A 15,408-nucleotide genomic window follows, 5' to 3' on the forward strand; every position below is an offset into this window, starting at 1 on the left:
TCGCACGCCTGCACGGCGTGCCGGCGGTCGTCGTCATGCCGTCCCGGTCACCGTCGGGTGCGCGGCGGAGCCGTCGAGTGCGCGGCGGAGCCGTCGCGCTGCTGCGGGAGGACGTCCACGCCGCGGGACGGTCCGGCGTCGGCGTCGGTTTCGGCTTCGGCGTCGGCTTCGGCTGCGGGCGACGACGCGGCCCGCAGGTGGTCGCGCATCGCACGGGCTCCCATCGGCCGGGCGAGCAGGAACCCCTGACCGAACCGGCACCCGAGCGCCATCAGGGCCTCGCGCTGCTCCGTCGTCTCGATGCCCTCGGCGACGAGCGCGACCTCCAGCTCGCTCGCCATGCGGACGACGGCGCGCACGATCGCCAGCGCGCGGGGATCGGTCGCGACGTCGACCGTGAAGGCGCGGTCCAGCTTGATGATGTCGGCCGGCATGAGCCGCAGCGCGGCGATCGAGGACTGACCGACGCCGAAGTCGTCCATGGCGATCCGCACGCCGCTGCGGCGCAGCTCGGCGAGCAGCGGGACGACGTCGGGACGCAGCAGGGTGCTCTCGGTGACCTCGGCGATGAGCTGTGCGCTCGACGTCCGGCCGGCGTCGATGAGGTCCAGCACGCGCGACCTGGTGAGCTCCCGCGCGGAGACGTTCACACCGATGCTGACCGGCCGTCCGGCCGCGGCTGCGAACGACTCCGCATCCGCCCGCACCTCGGCCAGCACGCGGGCCCCGATCTCGTCGATGAGGCCGGCCTGCTCCCCGAGGGGGACGAAGATGGCCGGGGAGACCGGCCCTCGCTCCGGGTGGGCCCACCGCGCGAGCGCCTCGACGCCGTCGACCCGCCCCGTGGTGAGGTCCACGATGGGCTGGTACTCCACGAAGATCTCCCCGCGCGACACCGCACCGTGCAGGTCCTGGACGAGCGACGCGTGCTCGACCTGGGTCGCCAGCATCACCGGCGAGAAGACGACGCACCGCCCGCGCCCGGCGGCCTTGGCCTCGTACATGGCCACGTCGGCCTCCCGGACGAGGCGGTCGGCGTCGGCGTCCGAGTCCGGCTCGGCGAGCGTGATCCCGATGCTGATGCCGACGTGGACGCCGCGGCCCGCCACCTCGACCGTCTCCTCGAGGGCGGCCAGCAGCCGTTCCGCGACCGCCGACGCCCCCGCACGGTCGGTGTCGAGCACGAGCACCGCGAACTCGTCCCCACCCAGCCGGGCGACGACGTCGTCCTGCCGCAGCGTCGTGCGCAGGCGGCGGGCGACCTCGACCAGCAGGTCGTCGCCGGCGCGGTGCCCCAGGCTGTCGTTGACGGCCTTGAACCCGTCCAGGTCGCAGAACAGCACGGCGATCGTCGGTCGGGTGCGCGGGTCTCGGCGGTCGGTCGAGGGGGCCGCCGGATGGTTGTCCCGGCTCCGGGCGAGCGCCTGGCGGACCCGCTCGTGGAACAGGCCCCGGTTGGGCAGCCCGGTCAGGACGTCGTGCGTCGCCTGCCGGGTCAGTGCGCGCTTCCCTCCTCGAGGGCCCGGACGATCGTGTCCTGCCGGCTCCCGGTGCGCACGAGGACGACGGTGATCGCGACCATGGTCGTCGCCAGGTAGGCCACGTCGACCACCGCCCGCCCGGGTGGGGTGAGCGCGAAGGCGACGACGGCGCTGAGGGCGACCGCCGTGGCCGTGACGGCCGTCGCCGCGCCGGGGCGCAGCTGGGACGCGGCGTACAGCACCGGGTAGCAGAAGTAGATGTAGCCCGAGATCGAGGCGTCGCTCGTCGCGAGATCCAGCCCGGTGATCGCCAGCAGGCCGATGAGGGGGATCACGGTGAGCAGCGGGGTCGGTCGCCGCCCCCGTCGGGACAGCAGACCGAGGCTGGTCAGCAGCAGGGCGGGGACGCCCACGGCCAGGACGCGCGCCGGCGCACCTCCGCCTGGCGGGTTCAGCAGGGCGACCACGGCGGTCACGACGGCCGCGACGGCGACGAGTGCGCCGGCGGTGGGGGCCGCCACCGCCGCGTCCCGCGGCTCGAACTGCCTGGACAGGTCCACGCCTGCCTATCGGCGCCCTGTGGGGCGTGTTGACGCCGACGCGCACCCGGGTGACCCCGGGTGGGGGTGAGCCGGCGCTCAGCGCACGACGACGTCCGCCCGCGCCCGCGTGGCCGCGACCACCTCGGCGTTGCGCTGGTCCGACCCGAGGGACCGCTCGCGCGCGGCCTGCGGGGTCCGGCCGAACCGCTCGTGCCGGGCGACCAGGCGGTCGACCCGCACGTCGTCGTCGGGCTCGACGTACCAGCACTCGTCAAGCAGGGGACGCACGGCCGCCCAGGCGCCGTCGTCCACGAGGAGGTAGTTGCCCTCGGTGACGACCAGGGGGACCTCCCGCGGCACGGGAACGGCACCGGCGATCGACTCCTCGAGCGACCGGTCGAAGAGCGGGGCGTAGACGACCGGCTCGTCCGCCGCCCGCAGGCGCCGCAGCAGCGCGGCGTACCCACCGGCGTCGAACGTGTCCGGTGCGCCCTTGCGGTCGTGGCGGCCGAGGCGGTGCAGCTCCGCCTCGGCGAGGTGGAACCCGTCCATGCCGACCAGCCGGGCGTCGTCGCCGAGCGCGGAGACGAGCGCCTGCGCGAGGGTGGACTTGCCCGCCCCGGGCGGACCGGTGATCCCGAGCAGCCGCCGGCGACCGGACCCGACCAGACGGCGGGCGCGCTCCAGGAGCGCCGGGTCCACGGCGCCGGGCGTCGCGGCGTCGTCGGTCATCGGGGCTCCTCTCGAAAGAGCGTGGGCGGGATCAGCGTGGGCGGGACGAGCGTGGGCAGCAGCGGGTCGGACAGCCAGGACCGCGGGCCGACGTGGCCGACGCGGTGCGACGCGACCGCTACCGCCGGTCCCAGCGCCTGCACCAGGTCCAGACCCGCGGCGACCGCGAAGGCGTACGCCCCGTGCAGCACGTCCCCGGCGCCGAGGGTGTCACGTGCACGGACCGCCGGCACCAGCACCTCGCCGGACCCGTCCGGCCGCCACCACCGCAGCGGTCCGGCGCCGGCGGAGACCGCCACGAGCTCGGGTCCGCCCGCGAGGAGGGCGCCGTCGGGCACCCGTCCGTCGGGCAGGCGGAACGCCGCGGAGCAGATGACCGCGGTCACCAGCGGCAGGAGATCGGCCAGCACGGGCTTCCAGCTCCCCGCGTCCAGCACGACCGGGACCCCGCGCTCGCGGGCGGCGGCCGCGGCGGCGACGGCGAGGCGCGGGTGGTGCCCGTCGAGCAGGACGACGTCGGCACCCGCCACGAGGTCCGCCAGGTCCGGCGGCGGGTCCACCGCGACGCCCTCGGCGTTGCGTGACACGACGGACCGCTCGCCCGTGGCGTCCACGACCGTGACGGACGACAGCGCCGGTCGGTGGGCGGCGTCGTCCCCGACGTCGCGGAGCGCGACGCCGTGCTCGGCGAGGTCGGCATGCACGACGGCGGCCAGCGGCCCCCCGCCGACGACGGTGAGCAGCGTGGTGTCCCCGCCCAGCGCGGCGAACGTCACGGCCGCGTTCGAGGCGGGCCCACCGGCGCTGACGTCGGCGCGGCTGCTGACGACCTTCTCGTCCGGGCCGGGCAGCCCCTCGACGCGCTGCACGACGTCGACCGTGGCCAGCCCGACGAACAGCCCCCGCGGCGGGCGGGCTGCGACGGGGTCGGCCGTCACCGCACCGCCTCGGAGCCCGTGCCGGACACGGAGTCCGTGCCGGACACGGAGTCCGGGCCGGACGCGGCGCCGGGCCGGGGCGTCCCGCCGAGCGACGCCGGGTCGAGCGCCCCCGTCATCACGGCCACGACGTCATTCATCGAGTGCTCGCGCGGGTCCAGGACGGCGGCGCGGCGCCCGAGGCGGTGGACGTGGATCCGGTCGGCGATGTCGAACACCTGCGGCATGTTGTGGGAGATGAGGACGACCGGCAGCCCGCGGTTGCTGATCCGCCGGATGAGGTCGAGCACCATGCCGGACTCCCGGACGCCGAGGGCGGCGGTCGGCTCGTCCATGATGACCAGTCGGGTGCCGAAGGCTGCCGCCCGGGCGACGGCGACGCTCTGCCGCTGGCCCCCGAGAGGCTCTCCACGGGCTGCCGCACGTCCGGGATCCGCACCCCGAGCGCGTCGAGCTGGTGCTTCGCCTCCGTGCGCATCGCGGCGGCGTCGACCATCCGCAGGACGGAGCCGAGGACGCCCGAGCGACGGATCTCCCGCCCCAGGAACAGGTTCGAGGCGATGTCGAGGGCGGGTGCGACCGCGAGGTCCTGGTAGACGGTCTCGATGCCGCGGGCGCGGGCCTCGATGGGGGAGCGGAAGCTGACCGGGTCCCCGTCGACGCGGATCTCGCCGCGGTCCGGCACGACGGCGCCCGACAGCGCCTTGATGAGCGTGGACTTGCCCGCCCCGTTGTCCCCGACGACGGCGAGGACCTCGCCGGGGAGCAGGTCGAAGTCGGCGTCGACCATCGCCTGGACGTGCCCGTAGGACTTGGTCAGGCCGCGGGCCTGCAGGACGGGGACGGGTCCGGCGTCGGCCGCGCTTCCGGGGGACATCGGGCTCACGGTGCTCATCGGGCCGCCCTCCGGCGTGAGGCCTGGTCCAGGGACACCGCGACGATCACGAGGATGCCGGTGGCGAGGTCCTGGTAGAGGTTGTCGATGCCGGCCTGGGTGAGCCCCGAGCGCAGCACCCCGACGATGAGGGCGCCGATGAGCGTGCCCACGACGCTGCCCCGGCCGCCGAAGAGGCTCGTGCCGCCGATGACGACGGCGGTGATGCTGTCCAGGTTCGCCGTCTGGTACGCGTTCGGGTCGGCGTTGGGGATGCGCCCCAGGGCCTGCCAGGCGGCGAGCCCGTACAGCGCCCCGGCGACGACGTAGACGGACAGGATGGTGCGGTTCGTCTTGATGCCGGTCAGCCGGGCCGCCTCCGGCGCGTTGCCGACGGCGTAGACGTGCCGGCCCCAGGACGTCCGGGTCAGGGCGAACCACAGGGCCGCGAAGACCGCGAGGAGCAGGAACGTCCCCCACGTCACCCGGACGTCGCCAATCGTCGTCCCCTCACCCCAGAACCGCAGCAGCCGGTCGCTGACCGGGTAGCTGCGCGACTCGGCGTACAGGCGGGCGAGGGCGAAGACGACCGTGAGCATGCCCAGGGTGACGATGAACGGCGGCAGCCCCATCCGGGTCACCAGCAGGCCGCTCACCGTGCCGAGGGCGACGGTGACGACGATCCCGAGGAGCAGGGCGGTCAGCGGGCTGCCACCACCGACGACGTGCTTGGCCATGACGAGCGTGCCGAGCACGGCGATCGCGCCGTTCGCGAGGTCGATGCCGGCGGTCAGGATGATGAGGGTCTGACCGAGCGCCAGCGTCCCGATGACGATGGACTGCTGCAGCACGAGCGAGGCGTTCCCCGCCGTCGCGAACGTGTCCGTGGTGACGGTGAAGATCACGACCGCGAGGACGAGTGCGCCCAGCGGGCCGAGCACCGGGGTCCTCAGCGCGCGGCCGAGAGCCTCGCGCCGGGCGACGCCGCGCGGGACGTCGGCATCGGTCTGAGGGTTCGCCGGCGGGGGTGGGTCGGCGGCGGTGGTGCTCGTGGACATCGGTTCCTCCGGGTCGGGGCGGCGGACTGGGGTGCCGGCGAGCCGACGCCTCGGTGGCCGACCCGGGGTCGGCCACCGAGGGAGCAGGCTCGTTGGGTGACTCAGCCCCAGCAGTTCTCCAGGCCCCAGGCCGTGTCCTGGGACTCGATGCCGTCGACGGGCTCGTCGGTGATGACGATGCTGCCGGTGTCCACGAACCCGGACGGCGCCTCACCGCCCTCGGCGGCCTGGATGATCGCGTCCATCCCCTGCCGGACCATCTCCGCGGGGAACTGCATGACGGTGGCGGCGTAGCGGCCGTCGGCGACGTCCTGGACCCCCTGGCAGCCGCCGTCGATGGACCCGATCGTCACCCCGTCGGTCAGTCCGGCAGCCTCGATGGCGGCGTAGGCGCCACGCGCCGCGGGCTCGTTGATCGTGTAGACGGCGTTGACGTCGGGGTTGCGCTGGAGGAGGTTCTCCATCGCGGTCTGGGCGGTGTTCTGGTCGCCCTGGGTGTTCTCCATGCCGACGATCGCGGGGTCGCCCTCCTCGATCCCGAAGCCGTCGAGGAACCCGTCGTGGCGGAAGGTGTCGACCGTCCCGCCGGCCGTGCCGTCGAGCATGATGAGCCGCGGCTCGGTGTCGCCCAGGACGGCGCGGACGTACGCACCCTGCAGGCGCCCCGCCTCGAGGTTGTCGGTGGCGAACGTCGCGTCGACGGCGTCCTCCGGGTCGGTCGCCGTGTCGAGCGCGATCACGACGATGCCCTGAGCACGTGCCTGCTCGATCGCGCCGAGCACGCCGGTGGAGTTGTTGGGCGTGACCATGATCCCGTCCACGCCCTGCGCGATGAGGTTCTCCATCGCCTGGACCTGACCCTCGTTGTCGCCGTCGAACTCCCCGGCCAGCGCGGTCAGCTCGACGCCCTGCTCCTCGGCGTACTCGCTCGCGACCTCGCGCATGGTCACGAAGAAGGGGTTGGTCTCGGTCTTGGTGATCAGGCCGATGCTGACGTCCTCGGCCGTCGACGTCCCCCCGGTGTCGCCGGTCGCGTCGCCGGCGGGCTCCTCGTCGCCCCCGCCGCTGCAGGCGCTGACGCCCAGGGTGAGGGCCGCGAGCGCTGCGGCCGCTGCCGTCCGGCGGCGGACGGTGCGGCGGGTCGGGTTGCTGCTGCGCCAGTTCGAGCTCATGGGTACGCCCCTTTGCGTCCACTGTGTGCTGCGTCACACCGGTTGGTGGTGCACCCGAGTCAAGCAGCGTAGATTCACCGCGCGCAAGCGTTTGCGCATGCGTTTGCGCAATCGTTGTCCTGGGTCGCGCGGACGCCGCGTGCGCCTCGGGGTGTGCGCGCCGGCACACCGAGCGGAAGGCCGGGCATGGTCACGATCACCGACGTCGCGCGCACCGCGGGCGTCTCCGCGTCGACCGTCTCCCACGTGCTCAACAACACCCGGGTCGTCGCGGACGACACCCGGCGGCGCGTCCTGGAGGCGGTCGACGCGCTGGACTACGTGCCCAACCACCAGGCCCGTGCGCTGGTGCGGTCGCGCACCCAGCAGATCGGGGTGGCGATCTCGGCGTTGACGAACCTCTACTTCGGCGAGGTCGTGCACGCCATGGAGGACGCGGCGAGCGAGGCGGGCTTCACGCTCCTGCTCGCCGACACGCACGAGGACCCGGAGACCGAGCGCCGGGTGATCGCCGCGCTGCGCGGTCGTCAGCTCGACGGGCTGCTCCTGGCGCCGTCGGCCGGTGCGTCCCCGGCGCTGGACCGGCTGGCCCGCAGCGGGCTGCCGACGGTCCTGGTGGACCGCTCCCCGGATCCGCGGTTCGACGCGGTCTGCACCGAGAACGCCGCGCCGATGGCCGAGCTCGTCCAGCACCTCGCGGACCGTGGTCACCGGCGGATCGCGATGGTCTGCGGCATGCACGGCCTGACGACGACCGCCGAGCGCCTGGACGGCTACCGGCTGGGCCTGGAGCGTGCCGGCCTCGCCGTGCAGCCCGAGCTCGTGGTCGCGGGAGGCTCGGACGCCGCGACCACCTACGCGGCGGTGGGCTCGCTGCTGGGCCTCCCGGACCCGCCGACCGCCGTGGTGGCGGCGCAGAACACGATGGTCATCGCCACGATGCGGCTGCTGCGGGACCGCGGGGCACGGGTGCCCGACGACGTCGCCCTCGTCGGCTTCGACGACTTCGAGTGGGCGGACGTGTTCTCGCCCCGGCTGACGACCGTCGCGCAGGACGCGGCCGGGATCGGTCGGCTGGCCGTCGAGCTGCTGCTGCGGCGCATCGCGGGCACCGCGGGCGAGCCGAGGTCGTTCCGGGTCCCGGCGCGGGTCATGCACCGCGACTCCTGCGGGTGCCGACCGGCCTGAGCCCGCGGCGGTGCGACGGCCGGTCTCGCGGCCGGCGAATCGGCGGTCGGACGGCCGTCATCGCGGCCGGCGAACCGGCGCAGGGCGCCGACGCGCTGAGCCACGCGCGCCGATGCGGCATGCTCGCTGCACCGGACGACCGAGCATCGCCGACGAGGAGGACTCCATGACCGGAACGACGTCGCCCACCTACCAGCTCCCCGAGCGCAACCTCGGCCTGGACCTCATGCGCGTGACCGAGGCCGCCGCCATGGCGGCGGGGCGCTGGGTGGGCCGGGGAGAAGGAGCAGGGCGACGGCGCCGCCGTCGACCAGATGCGGCTGCTGCTGGGCACCGTCCCGTTCCGCGGGGTCGTCGTCATCGGCGAGGGTGAGAAGGACGAGGCACCCATGCTGCACAACGGCGAGGAGGTGGGCAGCGGCGTCGGCGCGGAGTACGACGTCGCGGTCGACCCGGTCGACGGGACCACGCTCCTGGCCAAGGGCATGCCCAACGCGCTGGCGATGATCGCCATCGCCGAGCGGGGGTCGATGTTCGACCCCAAGGACGTGTTCTACATGGACAAGATCGTCGTGGGCGCCGAGGCGGCCGACGTCATCGACATCACCGCGCCGGTCGAGACGAATCTCCGGGCGGTGGCGACCGCGCTGCGCAAGGACCCCGAGGACGTGACCGCGTGCATCCTCGACCGGCCGCGGCACGCCGAGCTGGTGGAGCGGGTGCGGTCGACCGGTGCCCGGATCAAGTTCATCAGCGACGGCGACGTCGCCGGCGGCATCATGGCCGCGACCGCGGACACCGGGGTGGACATCGCCCTGGGCGTCGGCGGCACCCCCGAGGGCGTGCTCACCGCCTGCGCACTGCGGGCGCTCGGCGGCGCGATCCAGGCGAAGCTGTGGTTCGCCGACGACGTCCAGCGGCAGCGCGCGCTCGACGCCGGCCACGACCTCGACCGCATCCTCACCACGACCGACCTCGTGCGCTCCGACAACGCCTTCTTCGTGTGCACCGGCATCACCGACGGCGAGCTCCTCCACGGCGTCCGGTACACCCCCGACGGGGCGACCACCGAGTCGCTCGTCATGCGGGCCAGGAGCGGCACCATCCGCTCGGTCCACAGCCGGCACGCCCTGTCCAAGCTCCGCAGCCGCGGCTGACCGAGCGGCGCGGGGCTCAGGTCCCCGGGATGACCGCGTCGTCGGCCAGCCACCCGAGCGACCGCAGCCACGCCTCGCACAGCGAGGTCCACTGCGCGACGCGGGGCACCTCGGTGCCCAAGCCGACACCGTGGCGCCCGCTCGGGAAGACGTGCAGCTCGAACGGGACCGCCTGCGCCGCGAGGGCGGCGCAGTACCGCAGGGAGTGACCGACCGGCACCGCGGCGTCGTCGGCGGTGTGCCACACGAACGCCGGGGGAGTGCGCGGGGTGACGTGACGGTCGACGGAGTGCTCGGCCCGTCCCCGGGCGTCGGCGTCCGGCCCGAGGAGCGCCTCGACCGAGCCCTCGTGGGGTTCGTCGAGGAACGAGATCACCGGGTACGCCAGGACCGACAGGTCCGGGGTCGGGCTGCTGCGCGAGGGAGGCGGCGAGGTGGCCCCCGGCGCTGAACCCGAGGACCCCGACGCGGCCGGGGTCCACGTCGAGCCCGTCCGTGCCGGCGCGGATCCGGTCCAGCGCGCGGCGGGCGGCCCTCAGCGGCGCGGGGTGGCGCGAGGGTGCGACGGGATACCGCAGCACGACGGCGTGGATCCCGAGGCCGGCCAGCCAGTGGCCGACCGGCTCGGACTCGTGGTCGGCGTGGTGGTGGTAGCCCCCGCCGGGCAGGACCAGCACCGCCGGTCGCGCCCCGGGGTGCCGGGAGGGGATGACGCTCAGGCCCAGGCGGTCGGGCGGATCGGTGGTCGCGTGGGGGGCAGTGTGGGGGTCACGCCGGTGACGGTGGCACATCCCACGCACCGGTGCCGCGCGGCACGAGGGCGGCGGTGCACCCGGCTGCGGACGGCCCGCGTGCGCCCGGCCGGGGCACGCACGACCGGTCACGCCACGGGGAGGTACACGGACGTCCTCTCGCCGTCGTCGCGGACGAGGGCCGCGCGCGGGAGGGTCACGAACGCCTGCGCCTGGAGCGCGTCCCCGGCCGAGCCCGCGACGTTGAGCGCGAGCACCACGTACACCGTGAGGAAGAAGTCGGGCGGGAGGGCGCGGAGCAGCCCCAGCAGGACCGGTGTGAGCACGACGAGGGGAGCGAGGGCGACGACGACAGCCTGGCCCCGGGTCAGGAACGCCTCGCTCCCGGTGGTGAGGTAGGGGAGCCGGACCGCGACCGTGGGGCGATCTCCCGTCAGCCACCGCAGCAGGACGGCATGGGTGAGCTCGTGCACCACCATGGTCGCCACGCAGGCGGCCACCGTGATCGCGACGCCGGTGCCGGTGCTCCAGCTGCTCACCACGGGCAGGTCCAGGACGAGCGCCGCCACGACCATGGCGGCAACGGTCGATCCGAACAACAGGGCGATGGCCGTGGCCGCCCGCTGGTTCGCCCTGAGGTCGGTCGTGGAGTCGAGCCGGTAGCCGTCGGGAACGCGAGTCCCGCGCGGCCTGACGCTGTGGTGAGCCATGGTTCGCCCGATCGGCCGTCCCCGCCCTCGCTGGTCAGACCGGCATGCCACGGGTCCGGGGGACCGCTGGGTGACGGCACGGGCCAGCTGAGCACCCCACGCGCGGGCCCGGGCCACCTCCTCCGGCAGCAACGGTCCGCGGGTGCCGTCCACCCAGAACGACTCCGGCGGCGCGACGAGGTTGAACCCCAGGCGGCGCATCCGGCGGTGGACCGCCCTGGCCGCCGACCCGGGGACCCGGGGCTCGAGACGCGCGTGTCGAAGGCAGCGGCGGCGAGCCCGGCGGCCGTGGGCTCGAGTCGCTCGAGCCACTCCCGTACGCCGTCGCCGGTGGACACGATCTCGTGCGGGGCCTGCCGCGCGGCGTCGTCGCGCGTGGTCGGCCGGCTCAACCCGAACGCGTGGGTCGGGGCGCCCACCACGAGCAGCTCGGTGTCGGCACGAGAGGTGGCGGTGCCGACCTCGACCAGGTCGACGTCCATGAACGGAACCATCCCGTCGCCGACGGCGCGCGCGACGTCGCGCGTGCTGCCGAACATCGACTCGTAGACCACCAGTGCCTGCATGGCGTCCACCCCACCTCTCGTCCGTGCGTCTATCCGTCACCTCCAGGTTGACGAGCGGCCATGCCGACGGCCAGGGACCAAGTGCCCTGCCGAATCGGCCCGCATCGTCCGGGGGCCGAAGGTCCCTGGCCCTCCGGAGGGGGCTCCGGACCACGGTGGTGGGAGGTCACGACGGCGCGGCTGCCGCCGACGTGGACCACAGCACCCACCCCAGTGCAGCCCCCGTGGGAGGGCGTCGTGACCAGGTACATCGACGACGCTCCGGGAGCGACACCCGCTGAGCGCGGTCCCGTGGCCGACGGAGCCCGAGGTGGTCACCACGCCGCGTCAGTCCCGGACGCTCGACGTGGGATCGGGCGACGCGACGTGCGTCGGCAGGGGTGGCGGGACGACGACCACCGGGCACGCGGCGTGACGCAGGACCGCCTGGCTGACCGAGCCCAGCAGCATCCCGGTGAAGCCCCCACGGCCGCGCGAGCCGACCACGAGCAGACCGGCGTGCTGGCTGGCGTCGATGAGGGCTTGCCGCGGGTCACCCACGACCACGACGGGCTCGACCGGGACGTCCGGGTGCGACGCGCGCCGGTGCGACACCCACGCCGCCACGCGACGTCCGACCGCAGCCGTGTCGTCCGCGGTCCCGGTGTCTGCGCCACCGACCTCGGGGTCCGCGGCCGCCGTCGAAGCGCGGCGCGCGTACAGCACGTGCAACGGCACCTCACGGGCGGCCGCGGCGGCGAGCGCGTGGTCGACGGCCGGGAGGTTCGCCGGTGAGCCGTCGACGCCGACGACGACGGGGCCCTGCGCCTGCGCGTCGCCGCGGACGACCAGCACCGGGCACCGGCCGTGCGCGGCCAGCCCGACCGCGACCGAGCCGACCACCAGACCCGACACGGGGCCGAGCCCTCGATCGGCGATGACCACCAGGCCGGCGTGGGAGGACCGGTTGACCAGGACGTCGAGGGTGCGCCCCGGGATGACGTGCCCGGTGACGAGCACGTCCGGGGCGACCTGGTGGGCCCGGTCGACGGCGTGCTGCACGACGCCGTCGGCCGCGTTCCGCAGGCCCGCGTCGGGGGGCGCGCCCGGCGGCGGCTCCAGGTCGACGCGGTACAGCGGCCACACGAACGCGTGCACGACCTCGAGGGCGCAGTTCCGGCGGCGCGCCTCGTCGGCTGCCACCTCCACGGCCACGAGGCTCGGCTCCGAGTCGTCCACCCCGACGACGACCGGTCGGTCGCGGCGCGTCTCATGCTCGGTCGACATGATCCCTCCCCACCAGCCACGCGCCGGCGCCGATCAGGGCGAGGCCCAGGACGAGCCCGGTGACCGCAGCCCCGGGGAGCCACGGGACGGTGGCGCCGACGTCGACCTCGGCGCGCTGACCGGTTCCCACGTCGGCGGGCATGACGACGGCGACCCACGTCCCGTTGCGGGGCGTGATCTCGACCTCCTGCGTTCCACGGCCCACCGATCGGGCGATCCAGATGTCCGTCTCCTCCGGCGCCATCGACGGGGCTCCGCCGGGGAGTTCGACCGACCGACCGCGTTCACCGACGACGCGGGTGTGGGCGACCCCGTCGAGGTACGCGGCGACGTCGTCGGCGGTGCCGACACCGAGGAAGAGCGGGCCGTCGTCGTCCGCGGTGGCGCGGACCCGGACGTCCCCGAGGACGCCCTCGAGGAAGCGCAGCCCGGCGTCGGGGGCGTGGATCTCCACGTCACCGAGCTCGATGGCGTAGCCCGGTGTCGACACGGGCCACGACCGGCTGGTCAGGTACTCGCCGTCGCGGATGCCGAGCTCGGCCACCGCGGCGGACGCACCGCCCATGAAGGCCCCCGAACCCACGACGAGCAGGACCATCCCACCGATCAGTCGAGCAGTCGTCGACGGCTTGTTGCCGGACGGGCCCGCCCGGGTGGCCCCAGGCCCCGTGCCCTCCGGCTGCACCAGCGCCGGCTGCACCGCCGCCGGCTGCACGGTCACGGGAGTCGTCGCCGGCGGGTTCCCGGTCACCGTTGCCGCGGTGGTCCCACGGTCGGTCGTCCGGCGGTCCGAGGTCTCGTGCTCGCCGAGATCGAGGCGGAACGGCGGGTACACGTCGGTCATCAGGGCCGCGTAGGCCGTCACGCGCAGCACCCACCGGTGCAGCCCGAGCAGGAGGTCGAACAGCGGGCGCGGGTAGGCGCCCCGGACGGCGAGCACGACGGCGGCGACGAGCGCCAGGAGGCCGATCAGCCCGCCCTCCCAGCGCCAGCCGACGCTGGACGTGACCCGGGCGGTCTGCCAGCCCGCGCCTACAAGGATGCCCACCACGAGGTAGTGCGGCAGGGCGAGCAGCCACCACTTGACCAGCACCAGACCGCGCGAGAGGTGCTCGGGGTAGTCGACGTGCAGGTGCGCGGGGTACTCCTCGACCTCCCGGAGCGTGAAGGGGGTACTGGTCCGTCGCGAGCGCACCGTAGGAGTACAGGGCGACCCGCCAGGACCACCGCAGGATGCCGACGTTGACGTCGAAGATGCCGCGCGGGTAGCGGCCGGTGGCGAGGATCGCGACGAACGCGACGACGCTGAGCGCGACGAAGGCGACCCACAGGAACGCCAGCACGACGACGTGCGGCAGGACGAGGAGCCACTTGACCAGCCACAGCCACCGCGACAGCGCGAAGGGCGCCTGGGCGTCCACCCGGACGGGATGACGCCAAGCACCCGGTGACAGGACCGGAGCTGCAGTCGCCATCGCCGATCACCTTCCTCCGCTGAGGTCTCACTCCAGGTGTGCCACTCCACGGCGGCGCGCACCAGGGACGAACGGCCCTGGCCGGGCGTGACGTTCGGCCCTTCACCACAGCGCTCCTGCGTCCTACGGTCGGACCGCGGGTGGTCGCCGTCAGCCGCGGCCGGTACCGCCCGCCCGGGCCCGCCACCCGCGGGCACGCCGGCAGATCGCGTCCGCGGGCACGGAGGCACGGAGGCATGGACGAGATCAGGCTCATCGAACGGCTCGAGCAGCCGACCCTGGGTGTTCGCCAGGTGGTGCGGTGGGACGAGATCGGCGACGTGTTCGGGCGGGTGATCCCTGCCGTGGCGCAGGCCCTGCAGCACCTCGGCGCCGTACCGGCCGGGGCTCCCTACGCGCGGTACCGCGGCCACTTCGACGACAGCGTCGACCTCGAGGTCGGGTTCCCCGTGGTGGAGCCGGTCGACGTCGGCGCCGTGGTCGTCGACCTGTCGCCTGGTGAGGTGGTGGCCGACCCGCTGCCCGCGGTGCGCGCCGCCGAGAGCGTGCACACCGGGGCGTACGACGGGCTGCGCGAGACCTACACGCGCATGGAGGCATGGGTGGCCGAGCACCACCTGGACACGCTGGACCAGTCCTGGGAGATCTACGAGTCGGGTCCGGAGTCGGACCCCGACCCGGCGACGTGGCGTACCCGGGTCCTCCTGCCCGTCACGGGGCCGGCGGTCGGGGCCCGTTGAGGCGTGCACCCTTCCCGCGGCGGGATCCCCGGCGGAACAGCGGCGGGACGGGGCCGGGCGCGAGCTCCGCGGGGAGGGTCCCGGTACCGGACGGCCCCGGCACGACTGCGGTCACGGCACGGGGTGGACGTGCGAAGTGCAGCGCCCACGGCTGTGGTCCGCGGCCGCACGGTTCCCATCCGTCGCGCTGGATGTCCCGACGCAGGAGGTGCAGGCACCGGTTCTTCCCCGGTGCCACCTGCTCGGACGGGTCCGGGTCCGCCGCCAGGTGGGGACCGAGGAAGGGCGGGCTCCGGTAGAGGACGGCGCCCCCTGGCGAGCGACGAAGGTGAGGACCGCCGTGGTGGCGGCGTCCACCCCCGGTGCGCCGTGCGGTGCCGATCCGGGGAGTCGAGCTCCGCCAGGTCGATCACCAACGAGTCGAGGATGCCGTCCATGGTTCGACGATGGCGCAGGCACGCACGCCAGGGCAGGGCATGAGGTCCCGTCCTCCCGCGCCGTCCGGCTCGGCTGCGGTCAGCCCGTCACGTCGTGCACGACGAGGACGGTGCCGGGGGCGCTGCGCACCACCTCGTTGCTCACCGAGCCCAGCAGCATCCCCCGGAAGGCACCCAGCCCGCGCGACCCCACCACGAGCAGCACGGCGCCGTGCGACATCTGGGTCAGGGCGTGCGCCGGGTCGTCGTCCACGAGCTCGAGGCGCACATCGAGTCGTGGATGCTCCGCGCGCAGCGCGCTCGCCACCTGCTCGGCGGCG

General features: G+C 74.5%; 14 protein-coding genes and 4 pseudogenes. 4 read left to right on the forward strand and 14 right to left on the reverse strand.

Annotation, left to right across the window (positions count from 1 at the left end; genetic code table 11):
* Window positions 1-47: 47 nt before the first annotated feature.
* From REH70_RS07265 to REH70_RS07295, 7 genes and pseudogenes are all read right to left on the reverse strand, one after another.
* Window positions 48-1,499 (reverse strand): EAL domain-containing protein, encoded by a 1,452-nt coding sequence (locus REH70_RS07265; RefSeq protein WP_310754182.1) that lies wholly within the window; start codon window positions 1,497-1,499, stop codon window positions 48-50.
* A complete protein-coding gene (locus REH70_RS07270) occupies window positions 1,496-2,041 on the reverse strand; it encodes a hypothetical protein (protein ID WP_310754503.1) in 546 nt (181 codons plus the stop codon). The genes REH70_RS07265 and REH70_RS07270 overlap by 4 nt, the downstream gene beginning before the upstream one ends.
* Before the next feature lie 78 nt (window positions 2,042-2,119).
* On the reverse strand, window positions 2,120-2,755 hold the full coding sequence (locus REH70_RS07275) for a nucleoside/nucleotide kinase family protein (RefSeq protein WP_310753455.1): 636 nt from the start codon (window positions 2,753-2,755) through the stop codon (window positions 2,120-2,122).
* A complete protein-coding gene (locus REH70_RS07280) occupies window positions 2,752-3,693 on the reverse strand; it encodes a PfkB family carbohydrate kinase (protein WP_310753457.1) in 942 nt (313 codons plus the stop codon). Before REH70_RS07280 ends, REH70_RS07275 begins: the two co-directional genes overlap by 4 nt.
* Window positions 3,690-4,570, reverse strand: a pseudogene (locus REH70_RS07285) (ATP-binding cassette domain-containing protein). Before REH70_RS07285 ends, REH70_RS07280 begins: the two are co-directional and overlap by 4 nt.
* 14 nt (window positions 4,571-4,584) lie before the next feature.
* Window positions 4,585-5,625 (reverse strand): ABC transporter permease, encoded by a 1,041-nt coding sequence (locus REH70_RS07290; RefSeq protein ID WP_310753458.1) that lies wholly within the window; start codon window positions 5,623-5,625, stop codon window positions 4,585-4,587.
* A 101-nt stretch (window positions 5,626-5,726) separates the two neighbouring features.
* Window positions 5,727-6,797 carry a substrate-binding domain-containing protein gene (locus tag REH70_RS07295; RefSeq protein WP_310753459.1) on the reverse strand — a complete coding sequence of 357 codons (1,071 nt, stop codon included), beginning with the start codon at window positions 6,795-6,797 and terminating at the stop codon, window positions 5,727-5,729.
* A gap of 186 nt (window positions 6,798-6,983) precedes the next feature.
* Between REH70_RS07295 and REH70_RS07300 the strand changes: the two genes are divergently transcribed.
* Window positions 6,984-7,985, forward strand: a complete 1,002-nt coding sequence (locus tag REH70_RS07300) for a LacI family DNA-binding transcriptional regulator (RefSeq protein ID WP_310753460.1) — start codon at window positions 6,984-6,986, stop codon at window positions 7,983-7,985.
* Between the two features lie 166 nt (window positions 7,986-8,151).
* Window positions 8,152-9,142: pseudogene (gene glpX, locus REH70_RS07305) on the forward strand (class II fructose-bisphosphatase).
* 16 nt (window positions 9,143-9,158) lie between these two features.
* Here glpX and REH70_RS07310 read toward each other — a convergent pair.
* The 3 genes and pseudogenes from REH70_RS07310 to REH70_RS07320 all read right to left on the reverse strand — a co-directional run bounded on the left by REH70_RS07310 (window position 9,159) and on the right by REH70_RS07320 (window position 10,469).
* Window positions 9,159-9,518 (reverse strand): prolyl oligopeptidase family serine peptidase, encoded by a 360-nt coding sequence (locus REH70_RS07310; protein WP_310753461.1) that lies wholly within the window; start codon window positions 9,516-9,518, stop codon window positions 9,159-9,161.
* 94 nt (window positions 9,519-9,612) lie between these two features.
* Window positions 9,613-9,933 (reverse strand): annotated as a pseudogene (locus REH70_RS07315) (alpha/beta hydrolase); the annotation flags it as partial.
* 89 nt (window positions 9,934-10,022) lie between these two features.
* Entirely contained in the window at window positions 10,023-10,469 is a 447-nt protein-coding gene (locus REH70_RS07320) for a DUF3267 domain-containing protein (protein WP_310753462.1), read from the reverse strand.
* Window positions 10,470-10,934: 465 nt separating this feature from the next.
* On the opposite strand from REH70_RS07320, the gene REH70_RS07325 reads away from it, so the two are divergent.
* Entirely contained in the window at window positions 10,935-11,153 is a 219-nt protein-coding gene (locus REH70_RS07325) for a hypothetical protein (protein ID WP_310753464.1), read from the forward strand.
* A 344-nt stretch (window positions 11,154-11,497) separates the two neighbouring features.
* Here the strand turns inward: REH70_RS07325 and REH70_RS07330 are convergent, their stop codons facing one another.
* From REH70_RS07330 to REH70_RS07340, 3 genes and pseudogenes are all read right to left on the reverse strand, one after another.
* Window positions 11,498-12,436 carry a universal stress protein gene (locus tag REH70_RS07330; protein WP_310753465.1) on the reverse strand — a complete coding sequence of 313 codons (939 nt, stop codon included), beginning with the start codon at window positions 12,434-12,436 and terminating at the stop codon, window positions 11,498-11,500.
* Window positions 12,420-13,631: a DUF4389 domain-containing protein gene (locus tag REH70_RS07335; RefSeq protein ID WP_310753467.1), complete on the reverse strand. Its 1,212-nt coding sequence runs from the start codon at window positions 13,629-13,631 to the stop codon at window positions 12,420-12,422. The genes REH70_RS07330 and REH70_RS07335 overlap by 17 nt, the downstream gene beginning before the upstream one ends.
* A 34-nt stretch (window positions 13,632-13,665) precedes the next feature.
* Window positions 13,666-13,911 (reverse strand): annotated as a pseudogene (locus REH70_RS07340) (DUF4389 domain-containing protein); the annotation flags it as partial.
* A gap of 236 nt (window positions 13,912-14,147) precedes the next feature.
* On the opposite strand from REH70_RS07340, the gene REH70_RS07345 reads away from it, so the two are divergent.
* A complete protein-coding gene (locus REH70_RS07345) occupies window positions 14,148-14,651 on the forward strand; it encodes a GyrI-like domain-containing protein (RefSeq protein ID WP_310753469.1) in 504 nt (167 codons plus the stop codon).
* 516 nt (window positions 14,652-15,167) lie between these two features.
* On the opposite strand, the gene REH70_RS07350 is transcribed toward REH70_RS07345, so the two are convergent.
* Complete coding sequence (locus REH70_RS07350) at window positions 15,168-15,395, reverse strand: universal stress protein (protein ID WP_310753470.1); 228 nt, start codon at window positions 15,393-15,395, stop codon at window positions 15,168-15,170.
* Window positions 15,396-15,408: the final 13 nt, after the last annotated feature.

It is taken from the genome of Cellulomonas sp. ATA003 (assembly GCF_031582905.1).
In the GTDB taxonomy this organism is placed as follows: domain Bacteria; phylum Actinomycetota; class Actinomycetes; order Actinomycetales; family Cellulomonadaceae; genus Pengzhenrongella.